An 11,570-nucleotide genomic window follows, 5' to 3' on the forward strand; every position below is an offset into this window, starting at 1 on the left:
TCATTCTCCTTCTTTCCCGGGGAGGGGCTGTTTGGGGGGAGGGGGCACCGCATCATTTGCGCGCAGCAGCCGTTCGAGAGTGTCCAGCCGGTCGGTCCAGAAGCGGCGATAGATGCCGAGCCACTGGTCCGCGCTGGCAAGCGGCACCGGGTCGAGGCTGCAGACATGGGTCCGGCCGCGCACATCGCGGCGGACCAGCCCGGCCTGTTCCAGCACCTTGATATGCTTCGACGCCGCGGCGAGCGACATGGCAAAGGGCCGGGCCAGCTCGCCCACCGTCCGTTCGCCGGCGGCCAGCTCGCCCAGCATCGCCCGGCGCGTCGCGTCGCCAAGCGCGTGAAAGATCGTATCGAGCATCTGCGAATCATGTTCAACCATGTGGTTGAATATTGCCCAGGCAGATTTAATTGTCAACCGTTTGGTTGAATGATGCATCTGTGCCGTCTTTTCAGGGGTCGCCATGACGATCTTTTTTTGTTTATGTCATGTCCATGCTGACCACATTGCTTTCGCTGCTCGCCATGACCGCCGCTGCGGCGCCCGCGCCAACGCCTGCACCCCGGCCCCCGAAGCCGATGATGTCGGCGCCGCCGCCGCCGCCGCCCTTGCCGGTGCCCGTCGAGACGAAGGCGCCCGACACGCGCCCTTATGTCTCGCTCGTCACCGACCTTGGCACGATCATCGTCCGGCTGGAGGACAAGCGTGCGCCGGTGACGACCGCAAATTTCCTCCGCTATGTCGACGCAAAGCGGATGGACGGGTTCAAATTCTATCGCTCGACGAAAAGCTGGGGCCCCGCGAACCAGTTGATTCAGGCGGGCAATCGCGGCGATCCCCGCAGGAATTTTCCGCCGATCGCGCACGAGCCGACCACGGTCACGGGGCTGACCAACTGCAAGGGCGCGCTGTCGATGGCGCGGCTCCGGCCCGGCGATGCGACGAGCGATTTTTTCCTGCTCTTGTCCGATATCAAGGGCTTCGACGCCGATGTGCCGGGCGGCGACGGCGCGGGGTTTGCGGTGTTCGGCGAGCTGGTCGCGGGCGCCGACATCGCCGGGCAGATTTTCAACGCGCCGGTCTCGCCGACCGCGGGCGAGGGCGTGATGGTCGGCCAGATGCTCGAACCGCAGGTGACGATCAAAACCGCGCGTCGCGTTCCGGCGCCGGTCGATGCGCCAAAGGGGTGCGTGGTCAAGGCGCCGTAAAGCTGCGTCGGACCCCCATCATTTATTTTGCGTTCATCTGCGCTGTGGCTATACCGCGCGCATGACTCATCGTACCCCTTCGCGCGCGACCATGCGCCTGCTCGCCGCCGCACTTGTGATCACCCCCATGCTGGCGGCCTGTGCGGGGGGCGGTAATGTGAAGAAGGATACGCGTTACGTCGCCCGCGACGTCAACACGCTGTACCGCGCAGCGCAGGACCGGCTCGACCGCCGCCAGTACGGTCTTGCGGCGGCGCTGTTCGACGAAGTCGAGCGTCAGCACCCCTATTCGCCGTGGGCGCGCCGCGCGCAGCTGATGAGCTCGTTCAGCTATTATATGGACCGCGAATATACCCCGGCGATCGAGGCCGCGCAGCGTTTCCTCGCGATTCACCCGGGCAACAAGGACGCGCCCTACGCCTATTATCTGATCGGCCTCAGCTATTACGAGCAGATCAGCGACGTCACGCGCGACCAGAAAATCACCCAGCAGGCGTCGAATGCGCTCGGCGAAGTGATCCGCCGCTATCCCGACAGCCGCTATGCATCGGACGCGCGCCTGAAGGTCGACCTGGTGCAGGATCACCTCGCGGGCAAGGAAATGGAGATCGGCCGTTTCTATCAGCGCAGCTCGAACTGGCTCGCGGCATCGATCCGTTTCCGTGAGGTCGTCGACAAATATCAGACGACCAGCCACGCGCCCGAAGCGCTGTATCGCCTGACCGAATGCTATCTCGCGCTGGGTATCCCGGCCGAGGCGAAGAAATCGGCGGCGGTGCTGGGTGCCAATTACCCGGGCAACGAATGGTACGCGCGCGCTTACAAGCTGATGCAGAAGAACGCCCCCAGCGCCTGATCGCGCCGGGAATAGATTCTGCCTTTGTTCTGCGGTAAGGACGGCTCGTGCTAACCGCTCTATCCATCGCCAATATCGTCCTGATCGAACGGCTCGACCTCGATTTCGAGGCCGGGCTGGGCGTGCTGACCGGCGAGACCGGCGCGGGCAAGTCGATCCTGCTCGACGCGCTGGGCCTCGCGCTCGGCGCGCGCGCCGACAATGCGCTGGTGCGCCAGGGGACCGACAAGGCACAGGTGACCGCGAGTTTTGTCGCGCCGGCATCGGGGACGAAGCTCGCCGCGCTGCTTGCCGAAAACGAAATCGCGCTGGAAGACGGCGAACCGCTGCTGATCCGCCGCACATTGAAAGCCGACGGCGGCAGCCGCGCCTTTCTGAACGACCAGCCCTGTTCGGCCGCACTGCTGCGCGAAATCGGAACCTGGCTCGTCGAAATCCACGGCCAGCACGACGACCGCGGCCTGCTCGCCCCCGCCGGGCACCGTGCCTTGCTCGACGCCTATGCGCGCGCCGATACCCGTGGCGTCGCATCGGCGCATGCCGCATGGCGCGGCGCCGAAGACAAACTCGCTGCGGCGAAGGCCGCAATCTCCGAAGCCGAACGCGATCGCGAATGGCTCGAGCATTGCGTCGCCGAATTGCAGGCGTTGGCGCCGCAACCCGGCGAGGACGCCGAACTCTCCGAAGCGCGCGCCACCATGCAAAAGGGCGAGAAGGTCGCCGGCGACCTCGGCGCGATCATGGAGGCATTCGAGGGCAGCGACAGCGGTCCTGCGCAGCTCCGCGGCGCGGCGCGGCGGCTCGACCGCCTCGCGGGCGACCATCCCTTGCTCGCCGAGGCGCTCGCGGGGCTCGATCGCGCGATCATCGAAGCCGACGAGGCCGAGAGCAAGCTCCACGAAGCCGCGCGCGCGATGGAATATGACCCCGACCGGCTCGAGGCGACCGAGACGCGCCTGTTCGAGCTCCGCGCGATGGCGCGCAAGCACAATGTCCAGCCCGACGAACTCGCCGAGCTCACCGGCACGCTCGCCGCCAGGCTCGACGCGATCGAGGGCGGCAGCGCGGGGCTCGCGAAGCTGGAAGCAGCGGTCGCCGAAACCGCCGCTGCTTACACGCACGCCGCAACCGCCCTCTCCGACCAGCGCGCCAAGGCCGCGACCCGGCTCGACGCTGCGGTCGCGGGCGAGCTTGTGCCGCTGAAACTCGACACTGCGCGCTTCCAGACCCTCGTCGAACGCCTCCCCGCCGAGCGCTGGGGGCCGGAGGGCATGGACCGCGTCGAATATCTGATCTCGACCAATCCGGGCGCGCCCTTCGCGCCGCTCGCCAAGATCGCGTCGGGCGGCGAACTCTCGCGCTTCATCCTCGCGCTCAAAGTCGCGCTCGCCGAAGAGGGCGGCGCCGACACGATCATCTTCGACGAAATCGACCGCGGGGTCGGCGGCGCGGTCGCGAGCGCGATCGGCGAGCGCCTCGCGCGCCTCGCTGGCGCGGGCAAGCAGTTGCTCGCCGTCACCCACAGCCCGCAGGTCGCCGCGAAGGGCGCGGCGCATTTCATCATCGCCAAGTCGAGCGAAGGCACGGTGACGCGCACCAGCGTTCACGCGCTCGACGAAGCCGGCCGCCGCGAAGAAATCGCGCGCATGCTGTCGGGCGCCGAGGTGACCGCCGAAGCGCGCGCGCAGGCCGAACGATTGCTGGAAACAACATGACCGACCGCGCGCAGGATTATCGCGACAACGGCTATCTCGCGCTGCCCGGATTGGTTCCGACCGACGTCACGCACGTGTTGCTCGGCATGCTGAAGTCGGACCTTTTGCGCGGCGGCGTGTCGTTCGACAAGCTCAAGCGCGGGTCGCCGCTGCTCAAGACCGAGGCGGTCGAGGTGTACGGCATGCATTATCTGCCGCTGACGACTTTCCTGTGGGGAATGACCCCCGCGATGACCGCGCTCGTCGGGCACGACCTTCGCCCGACCTATTGCTATTTCCGCATGTACCGCGAAGGCGACCTCTGCTTCATCCATTCGGACCGGCACGCCTGCGAGCATAGCCTGTCGCTGCTCCTCGCGGCGAGCGACGGCAAGCCGTGGCCGCTCGAGGTGGGGTCGCAGCATATCGACACCCCGCGCCAGCGCGCCGACCCCGATTTCGGGGGCGAAGCCTATGACTCGGTGCCGATGCGGCCCGGTGACGCCGTTCTCTATCAAGGCGTCCACCGCGCCCATGGCCGCCTGATGCCGAACCCCAATCGCTGGTCGGCGCATCTCTTCCTCCACTGGGTCGATCCCGCCGGCCCCTATGCCGATCAGGCGTTCGAGGGGATGAAGATTCCGGCGACCGAAACGCTCGCGATGGAACGGGACTGAGCCATGGCGGCGCATCCGCTTGACCGGCCGGTCTGGAGCATGCTGACCGGACGGCAGGCGCATCTCGCCGAGGGGGATGCGCGGGCGGTGCGGATCGATCGCGGTTATGGCGTCTTTGGTGCCGCCGCCGATACCGGCAGTGACGCGCAAGTTGCGCTCGCGGCGCTTGTTCCCGACGAGGGCGAAATCTGGATCGTCGAAGGCGAACCCTGGCCGGTTCCCGCCGGAACGCGGGAGGTGAAGCGCGCCATACTCACGCAGATGGTTGCGGAGGGCGCCCCGCCCGCGCCGCGCGATGCCGAACCCGCGATCCTCCTGCTCGGCGAGGACGACGCCCCCGAAATGGCGGCGCTCGCCGAGCACGCTAAGCCCGGACCTTGGGGCGCGAAAACGCACCGTTACGGCCCCTTTTTCGGGATCCGAGATAACGGCCGGCTGCTTGCTATGGCGGGCCAACGCATCCTTGTCCCCGGCATGGCCGAGGTCAGCGGCGTGTCGACGTGGGAGGATTGCCGCGGTCGCGGACTTGCACGCGCGCTGATCGGCCATGTCATGCGCGAAATGGTCGCGCGCGGCGAGCAGCCCTTCCTTCACAGCTATGCCGATAATGCGGGCGCGATCGCGCTCTATGAATCGCTTGGCTTTCGCATCCGGCGCGAGGTGCATGTGCTGGCGATCGCGAAATGATGAACCGGCGCGAACATATCGCCGCGCTGCTCGCGATGGCCGCCGCCTTGCTCCCCGTCACAAAACTGCGCGCTCTGGAGGCAAAGATGGAAGACGCCGACCCCCAATATGGCCTGCTCGGCCAGATGATGGCGCAGCCGGGGCAGCGTGCCGCGCTGACAGCGATATTGTCCGAAAGCACCGGCACGATGCCCGGCAATATCGCCTATCTGATCGGCGAGGATAGCGCGAACCCCGACGCAATCTGGATCGTCGAACTGTGGGACAGCAAGGAGGCGCACGCCGCCTCGCTGAAACTCCCCGCGGTGCAGGACGCGATCAAAAAGGGTCGCCCGCTAATCGCAGGATTTGGTACTCGCGCCGAGTTCAAGCCGGTGGCAAAGACCGGTGCATGACCGAAATCGAATCCCTGTCGCAGGCCGACGCCGCCAATGAATTGATGCGGCTCGCGAAGCAGATCGCCTATCACAGCAAACGCTATCACGCCGAAGATGCGCCCGAGATTTCGGACGCCGATTATGACGCGCTCGTTCGCCGCAACAACGACCTCGAAGCCGCCTTTCCGGCGCTGATCCGCGCCGACAGCCCGAACAAATCGGTCGGCGCCGCGGTCGAGGCGTCGCCGCTCGCCAAAGTCACCCACGCGCAGCGGATGATGAGCCTCGACAATGCCTTTTCGGGCGAGGATGTCGAGGAATTCGTCGCGCGCGTGCGGCGCTTCCTGAACCTGCCAGGCGACGCGGTCGTTGCGCTGACCGCCGAAGACAAGATCGACGGCCTGTCCTGCTCGCTTCGCTACGAAAAGGGCAGGCTGGTGCAGGCCGCGACGCGCGGCGACGGCAGCGTCGGTGAGGATGTGACCCCGAACGTCGCCACCATCGCCGACATTCGGCAGGAGTTGAACGGCGCCGCGCCCGACGTCTTCGAGATCCGCGGCGAAGTCTATATGGCGAAGGCCGATTTTACGGCGCTCAACGAACGATTGATGGAAGAGGGCCGGGTGCTCGCCGCGCAGCGCGAGCAAGAGTTCGATCCCGCGACCGTCCGCCAGTTCGCGAACCCGCGCAACGCCGCCGCGGGTTCGCTGCGCCAGAAGGACGCCAGCGTGACCGCCTCGCGCCCGCTGCGCTTCCTCGCGCACGGCTGGGGCGAAGTCAGCACACTCCCCGCCGAAACCCAATATGACGTGATGAAGCAGATCGAACGCTGGGGCGCCCCGGTGTCGCCGCTGCTGAAGCGTTTCGAGAGCGTCGCCGATATCCTCGCCCATTATGCCGAAATCGAGCGTCGCCGCGCCGACATGGATTACGACATCGATGGCGTCGTCTACAAGGTCGACAGCCTCGCCTGGCAGCAACGCCTCGGCTTTGTCGCGAAGGCGCCGCGCTGGGCGATCGCGCATAAATTCCCCGCCGAACGTGCGCAGACGACGCTCGAAGCGATCGATATCCAGGTCGGCCGCACGGGCAAGCTGACCCCCGTCGGCCGGCTCGTCCCCGTGACCGTCGGCGGCGTCGTCGTCTCGAACGTTACGCTCCACAACCGCGACGAGATCGGCCGCCTCGGCGTGCGCCCCGGCGACCGCGTCGTCATCCAGCGCGCTGGCGACGTCATCCCGCAGGTCGTCGAGAACCTCACCCGCGACGAGGATCGCGCCCCGTACATCTTCCCCGACCATTGCCCCGTCTGCAACAGCGAGGCGGTCGCCGAGGAAGGCGAGGTCGACGTCCGCTGCACCGGCGGCCTCATCTGCAACGCGCAGAAGTTCGAGCGCCTGCGTCATTTCGTTAGCCGCGGCGCGCTCGATATCGAGGGGCTGGGCGAAAAGAGCATCCAGGAGTTTCTTGACCTCGGCTGGCTCGACAAGGGCCCCGCCGACATCTTCCGGCTGAAAAGCCACCGTGCCGAGTTGCTCGGGCGCGAGGGGTGGAAGGAAAAGTCGGTCGACAATCTCTTCGCCGCGATCGAGGCCAAACGCGCGCCCGACGCGGGGCGCCTGCTCTTCGGGCTCGGCATCCGCCATGTCGGTGCGGTGACGGCGCGCGATCTGCTCAAGGGGCTGGGCGACATCGCGCTGCTGCCGGCAAAGGCGACCGGAATTCAGGCGTATCTCGACGCAAACCCGCAGGCCGAGGGCGAATCGGACGGCAAATTTACCGCGCGCAAGATGGAGGCGATCAAGGCGATCCTCGAAGTGCGCGCCGACGGCATCGGCCCGGCGGTGGCCGAGGCGCTCGGCGATTTTTTCCACGAACCGCACAATCGCGATCTGTGGGACGATCTCCTCTCCGAGGTGTCACCGCCGCGCTATGTCGTCGAAACCCGCGAGAGCGAGGTTTCGGGCATGACGGTGGTTTTCACGGGCAAGCTCGAGACGATGAGCCGCGACGAAGCCAAGGCGCAGGCCGAAGCGCTCGGCGCCAAGGCTGCGGGCAGCGTGAGCGCCAAGACCGATCTGGTCGTTGCCGGACCGGGAGCGGGGTCGAAGCTCAAACAGGCGAGCGCGCTCGGAATCAAGGTCATCGACGAGGCCGAATGGGCAGAGATTGTCGCGGCGGCGGGGTAAGTGATACCATTTCGTCACCCCGGACTTGATCCGGGGCCTGCCTTTCTCGAAGGAGTAAAGGCGGATGCCGGGTCAAGCCCGGCATGACGACTAAGAGGATCGTGATATGCCGTGCGCCTCATCACAGACGGCGCGGCGAAAATGCTGTGAGGGGACCACATGGCAAAGCGTGATTATCTGAACAATCTGATGCGCGATCTCGAATCGCATACCGAAGTGCGACGCTTCGGCAGCGGCTGGCTGTCGGGTTTCTTCGGTCTGCTCTTCGCGATCGCGGGCTTCTTCATGGTGATCGCGCTGCGCTTTCCCGACTGGTTCGCGACCCCCGAGCTCGAAATCATCAAGCATTGGGGCGGTTTCCGCGGCCTCGTCCACGCGATCCTGCTCGTCAGCTACGGCCTGTCGTTGCTCAGCCTGCTGCTGCGGCCGCGCAAGGTACTTGGCCTCACTGCACTGATGATCGGGCTCGCCGCGATCCTCGTCGGCGGCTCGAATGTGCAGCCGCAGGAGACGCGCGACTGGGGCATTTTCTTCGGGCTCGACTTCTTCGTCGTGAACCTGCTCGTCACCGGCTTCATGTTCGCGCCGCTCGAACGCGCTTTCCCGCATCGCCGCACCCAGCGCCTGTTCCGCACCGAATGGCGCGAGGATCTTTTCTATTATCTCGTCAGCACGATGTTCGTGCAGGTGCTCGGCTTCCTCGCGCTCGCGCCCTCGACGATCATCAACGAACACACCAGCAACTGGCAGGCGCTCCGCGCCGGGGTCGCCTCGCTGCCGTGGATCGTGCAGTTTCTGATCGTCGTCGTCGCGTCGGACATGGCGCAATATTTCTTCCACCGCACCTTCCACCGCTACCCTTTCCTCTGGGGGTTCCACGCGGTGCACCACAGCGCGAAGTCGATGGACTGGCTCGCGGGGTCGCGGATGCATTTCGTCGAGATCATCCTGCTGCGCTCGATCACCTCGCTGCCGCTTTTCACCCTGGGGTTCGCGCCGTCGGTGATGCAGGCCTATATCGGCTTCGTCTATGTCTGGTCGTCGCTGCTCCACGCCAATGTCGGGGGCAATTTCAACCGGCTCGGACACTGGATCGCGACCCCGCGCTTCCACCACTGGCATCACGGGCTGGAGCGCGAGGCGTTCGACGTCAATTTCGCGATCCATTTCCCGTGGATCGACAAATTGTTCGGCACCTTCCATCTGCCCAAGGACCGCTGGCCCGAAAATTACGGCATCCCCGAGGATGTCCCGCGCAGCTATTGGGGCCAATTCCTCTATCCGTGGACGCGCACCGGCAAGAAGACCGACGAGACGCCGGCCGAATAGCCTTGGGGGCGGAATAGGGCGATCTGTCCGCTTGCCAGCCCGGCACGCGCGTCATAAGGCGCGGTTCGTGGGCCTGCTCGCCGCCTTTCGCCGTCCCGGCCTATTGCTGCTTTTGCCGCTGTTGCTCGCGCTTGCTGCGCGGGTGCTCGTCGCGCCGGGCTGGATGATCGAAAGCGATGCCGGCGGGTCGATCACCGTGCGCATCTGTTCGGACCCCGCCAACCCCGGCGGCACGATGACGATCGAGTTCGAGAAGACGGGCGAAAAGGCCGGCGATCACAAGGCGGGCGAAGCGCAGCAACATTGCCCATGGGGCGCGCTTGCCAACGCGCCGATCGTGCCTGACGTCGCCGTGCTCGCCGCCGCACCGCTCGTCGCCGCACCCGTTCCCGCTCCGGCCCGCTCGCTCGGCTTCGCGCCGGGAATCGCCTCGCCGCTGCCGCCGAGTACCGGACCACCCGCCTTCGCCTGATCCAGACCCGACCGGCTGCCCGCGCTTTCGCGCGGTGCAGCCCGTGACTGCATTCAGCGAAGGAAAAATCATGAAAACCCGTATCCATGGGGCGGCGCCGTTGCTGGCGCTCGCCACCTGTCTCGTCGCCGCGCCCGTCCATGCCGAAGAGGCGGACGCGACCATCATCGTCACCGCGCCCACCGCCACCGACGCCGCCGAAGACCGCGCGTCGCGAACCCCCGGCGGCACCGATGTCGTTTCGTACCAGGACTATGCCGACAAATCGGTCGTCAGCTTGCGCGACACGCTCGCCTTCTCGCCCGGCGTCTATCTCCAGCCGCGTTACGGGCAGGAGGTTCGTCTCTCGATCCGCGGTTCGGGTCTCTCGCGCGGCTTTCACATGCGCGGGCTGACGCTGTTGCAGGACGGGGTGCCGATCAACCTCGCCGACGACAATGGCGATTTCCAGGAACTCGAACCGATCTTCTTCGACCATCTCGAAGTGTATCGCGGCGCCAACGCGCTGCGCTTCGGGTCGGGCACGCTCGGCGGCGCGATCAACGGTGTGACCCCGACGGGGCGCACCGCAGGGGGCGTCTATCTGCGCGCCGACGTCGGTAGCTTCGACAGCGTGCGCGGGCTTGTCTCGGCGGGCGTCGCAACCGACCGCGTCGACGCATGGGGCGCGATCAGCGCCGACACTTCGGACGGCGACCGCGATCATGCCAAGCGGCGCAGCCTGCGCTTTCAGGGCAATGTCGGGCTGAAGCTGAGCGACGTGGTCGGCACGCGCTTCTATGCGAGCGTCAACAACATCGACCAGCAGCTCCCCGGCGCGCTGACGCGGGCCGAGGCGCTCACGACCCCGCGCAAGGCCAATGCCGGCGCCATCGCGGGCGATCAGGGGCGCGACATCGACTCGCTCCGCCTCCAGAACCGGACGACCTTCGACTGGGGCGCGCTGACCCTCGACGTCGGCGGCTTCGTCAACGCGAAGTCGCTGCATCATCCGATCTTCCAGCTCATCGACCAGAAGTCGGTCGATATCGGCAGCTTCTTCCGCGCCGATTACGCCGCGGGGCCCGTCGAGGTCACCTTCGGCGGCGAGATCCGCCGCGGCACCACCGACGCGCGGCAGTTCGTCAACAACGGCGGCCGGCGCGGCGCGCTGACCTTCGACGCCGACCAGAAGGCGCAGACCGCGACGCTCTATGGCGAGGTGCGCGTGCGGCCGGTCGCGGCGTTGACCCTGATCGCGGGCGGCGTCTATGCCGACGGCTGGCGCAAGCGGCACGTCAATGTCTCCAGCACCCCCGCGACCGACGGGCGGATCGACTTCGACGCCTTCTCGCCCAAAGTCGGCCTGCTGTTCGAACCCGCCGCCAATATCCAGATCTTCGCCAACTACAGCCGCTCGGCCGAATTCCCCGGCTTCGGCGAGGTCTTCCAGACGATCGGCACCCCGCCGACGAGCACGGTGGTTTCGGACATCCGCCCGCAGCGTGCGTGGACCGCCGAGATCGGCACGCGCGGCAAGCTCGGTTTCGCAAGCTGGGACCTCGCCGTCTACCGCTCGACGCTGAAGGGCGAGCTGCTCCAGTACACGACCAACAGCAACATTCCCGCCGCGACCTTCAACGCCAACCGCACGCTGCATCAGGGGATCGAGGCGGGGCTCGACCTCGCCCCGACCGGCTGGCTGCGCTTGCGACAGGTCTACACCTACAGCGACTTCCGCTTCCGGAACGACGCGCAGTTCGGCGACAATCGCCTGCCGGTCGTCCCGCGCCATGCCTATCGCGCCGAACTCCGCCTTGGCACCGACGCGCTCCATATCGCGCCGAACCTCGAATGGGTCCCCGATGGGCCCTTCGCCGATTATCGCAATCAGGTGCGCACGCCGGGCTATGCGCTGATCGGTATCACCGGCGGCGCGACGATCGCCAAGGGGGTCGACGCTTTTGTCGACGTCCGCAACATCACCGGCAGACACGCGATCGGCGACATCAGCGCGGCGATCGCCGTCACGCCCGCATCGGCGATCTATTATCCCGTCGAGCGCCGTGCGGTCTCCGCCGGCATCCGCGCGCGCTTCTAGGAGG

Annotated in this window: 11 protein-coding genes; 10 read left to right on the forward strand and 1 reads right to left on the reverse strand. The window is 66.5% G+C overall.

The window, feature by feature from the left end; genetic code table 11:
• Nucleotides 1–378 (reverse strand): ArsR/SmtB family transcription factor, encoded by a 378-nt coding sequence (locus AC07NV_RS12795; RefSeq protein ID WP_495166748.1) that lies wholly within the window; start codon nt 376–378, stop codon nt 1–3.
• A 113-nt stretch (nt 379–491) separates the two neighbouring features.
• Here AC07NV_RS12795 and AC07NV_RS12800 point away from each other — a divergent pair, with 113 nt between their 5' ends.
• The 10 genes from AC07NV_RS12800 (at nt 492) to AC07NV_RS12845 (ending at nt 11,566) form a co-directional block, all read left to right on the forward strand.
• The gene (locus AC07NV_RS12800; protein ID WP_495166749.1) at nt 492–1,205 is read left to right on the forward strand and encodes a peptidylprolyl isomerase; all 714 of its coding nucleotides are present in this window, start codon (nt 492–494) and stop codon (nt 1,203–1,205) included.
• A 61-nt stretch (nt 1,206–1,266) separates the two neighbouring features.
• Complete coding sequence (locus AC07NV_RS12805) at nt 1,267–2,061, forward strand: outer membrane protein assembly factor BamD (RefSeq protein WP_495166750.1); 795 nt, start codon at nt 1,267–1,269, stop codon at nt 2,059–2,061.
• A 47-nt stretch (nt 2,062–2,108) separates the two neighbouring features.
• Nucleotides 2,109–3,776 (forward strand): DNA repair protein RecN, encoded by a 1,668-nt coding sequence (gene recN, locus AC07NV_RS12810; protein WP_495166751.1) that lies wholly within the window; start codon nt 2,109–2,111, stop codon nt 3,774–3,776.
• The gene (locus tag AC07NV_RS12815) at nt 3,773–4,432 is read left to right on the forward strand and encodes a hypothetical protein (protein WP_495166752.1); all 660 of its coding nucleotides are present in this window, start codon (nt 3,773–3,775) and stop codon (nt 4,430–4,432) included. Before recN ends, AC07NV_RS12815 begins: the two co-directional genes overlap by 4 nt.
• 3 nt (nt 4,433–4,435) lie before the next feature.
• Nucleotides 4,436–5,119, forward strand: a complete 684-nt coding sequence (locus AC07NV_RS12820; RefSeq protein WP_495166753.1) for a GNAT family N-acetyltransferase — start codon at nt 4,436–4,438, stop codon at nt 5,117–5,119.
• Complete coding sequence (locus AC07NV_RS12825) at nt 5,116–5,514, forward strand: putative quinol monooxygenase (protein ID WP_495166754.1); 399 nt, start codon at nt 5,116–5,118, stop codon at nt 5,512–5,514. Before AC07NV_RS12820 ends, AC07NV_RS12825 begins: the two co-directional genes overlap by 4 nt.
• On the forward strand, nt 5,511–7,685 hold the full coding sequence (gene ligA, locus AC07NV_RS12830) for an NAD-dependent DNA ligase LigA (RefSeq protein WP_495166755.1): 2,175 nt from the start codon (nt 5,511–5,513) through the stop codon (nt 7,683–7,685). Before AC07NV_RS12825 ends, ligA begins: the two co-directional genes overlap by 4 nt.
• A 159-nt stretch (nt 7,686–7,844) precedes the next feature.
• Nucleotides 7,845–9,014 carry a sterol desaturase family protein gene (locus AC07NV_RS12835; RefSeq protein ID WP_495166756.1) on the forward strand — a complete coding sequence of 390 codons (1,170 nt, stop codon included), beginning with the start codon at nt 7,845–7,847 and terminating at the stop codon, nt 9,012–9,014.
• A gap of 67 nt (nt 9,015–9,081) precedes the next feature.
• Nucleotides 9,082–9,486, forward strand: coding sequence for a DUF2946 family protein (locus tag AC07NV_RS12840; protein ID WP_495166757.1), 405 nt, complete (start codon nt 9,082–9,084; stop codon nt 9,484–9,486).
• Between the two features lie 70 nt (nt 9,487–9,556).
• Complete coding sequence (locus AC07NV_RS12845) at nt 9,557–11,566, forward strand: TonB-dependent receptor family protein (RefSeq protein ID WP_495166758.1); 2,010 nt, start codon at nt 9,557–9,559, stop codon at nt 11,564–11,566.
• Nucleotides 11,567–11,570 lie beyond the last annotated feature (4 nt).

The organism is Sphingopyxis sp. GW821-FHT10B01 (genome assembly GCF_059415685.1).

What these genes read in the sequence shown, in the direction of transcription:
- AC07NV_RS12795 (WP_495166748.1), bottom strand. Translation starts at nt 378, where the DNA reads ATGGTTGAACATGATTCGCAGATGCTCGATACGATCTTTCACGCGCTT.
- AC07NV_RS12815 (WP_495166752.1), top strand. Translation starts at nt 3,773, where the DNA reads ATGACCGACCGCGCGCAGGATTATCGCGACAACGGCTATCTCGCGCTG.
- AC07NV_RS12820 (WP_495166753.1), top strand. Translation starts at nt 4,436, where the DNA reads ATGGCGGCGCATCCGCTTGACCGGCCGGTCTGGAGCATGCTGACCGGA.
- AC07NV_RS12805 (WP_495166750.1), top strand. Translation starts at nt 1,267, where the DNA reads ATGACTCATCGTACCCCTTCGCGCGCGACCATGCGCCTGCTCGCCGCC.
- AC07NV_RS12800 (WP_495166749.1), top strand. Translation starts at nt 492, where the DNA reads ATGCTGACCACATTGCTTTCGCTGCTCGCCATGACCGCCGCTGCGGCG.
- ligA (WP_495166755.1), top strand. Translation starts at nt 5,511, where the DNA reads ATGACCGAAATCGAATCCCTGTCGCAGGCCGACGCCGCCAATGAATTG.
- AC07NV_RS12835 (WP_495166756.1), top strand. Translation starts at nt 7,845, where the DNA reads ATGGCAAAGCGTGATTATCTGAACAATCTGATGCGCGATCTCGAATCG.
- AC07NV_RS12845 (WP_495166758.1), top strand. Translation starts at nt 9,557, where the DNA reads ATGAAAACCCGTATCCATGGGGCGGCGCCGTTGCTGGCGCTCGCCACC.
- AC07NV_RS12825 (WP_495166754.1), top strand. Translation starts at nt 5,116, where the DNA reads ATGATGAACCGGCGCGAACATATCGCCGCGCTGCTCGCGATGGCCGCC.